The 939-nt window shown below is 63.3% G+C and carries 1 pseudogene; it reads right to left on the bottom strand.

The annotated features are described in order from the left end of the window. Positions 1-939, bottom strand: a pseudogene (locus B3C64_RS06745) (hypothetical protein); the annotation flags it as partial.

Raw genomic sequence — 939 nt, 5'->3', positions numbered from 1 at the left:
GTCGGACTGGCCGAACGGCACCGCATCGAGATTCATCTCCGGCCACGGGCTGTTCGAATTGGAGGACGAGGAGCCGGAACCGCCGTCGTTGACGAGCGCGCGCACCGCGAAGCTCGCCGCCACTGCCACCACGAGGAACGCGATGATGATGGCCACGACCTTCGTTTTCAGCTTGCCGAACAATCTGGCGTTGGCGACCTCCGTGCCGTTCGACGAACCGTTTTTCGGCGTGAAGCTCGGCGGCACCGCGCCGTTCCCGGCCTCGTAGGCCGCGTCGATCGCCTCCTGCTCCGCCTTCAAGGCGCGGGCGGATTCCTCACCCGGCTGGATGACGCGTCCGTCAGGGCCGATCACCGGGATGCGTCCGGTCTTCTCCACTTGGGTTTCGCCGCCGTTGTCGGAGGAACCGTCCACGGAAGGCACGGAGACCCGGATCGGGAAGGAGAACGGGGAATCGTCATCATCGATGACGCCGTCGATGTCTTCCTCACTCAACAGTTCACGGCCGCTGTTCCACCAAGACTTCACCGCGCCGCTGGTCGCCGCCACGCCCTTGGCCAGAGCCTCCTTGCTGTCCGAAAGATCGCTGTGCGGCCTTGGCGCTTCGAACGTCATCTCCGGAACGCTACCGGTTTCCGCGAGATTGTCGGGCAATGCGATGAGATCCTTGTCGAGCACCTGCAGCAGCGGGGCGTCGACGATCGAGCATTCCGAATCGACGGAAGGAATCGTCACATCCTTCTCCGTCAGTTCCTTCAACGGACGGTAATCGTCGAGCAACGCCTCCAATTCGGCCAGCGTCGCCATCGGAACGGTCGGGAAGCCGTCCGTATCGTCCAATTCAAGTCCACGCTTGCAGATCACGCGGAATTCCATCGGCACGTCATGCGGCAGGGCGTCGAGACGGAAATCGGTCGACAACGTCGATGGCTGGCGGGT

The organism is Bifidobacterium sp. UBA6881 (assembly GCA_002451435.1).
Taxonomy (GTDB): Bacteria; Actinomycetota; Actinomycetes; order Actinomycetales; family Bifidobacteriaceae; genus Bifidobacterium.
Note: the sequence above shows the minus strand (reverse complement) of the source record. Positions and strands in the feature narration are given on the sequence as shown.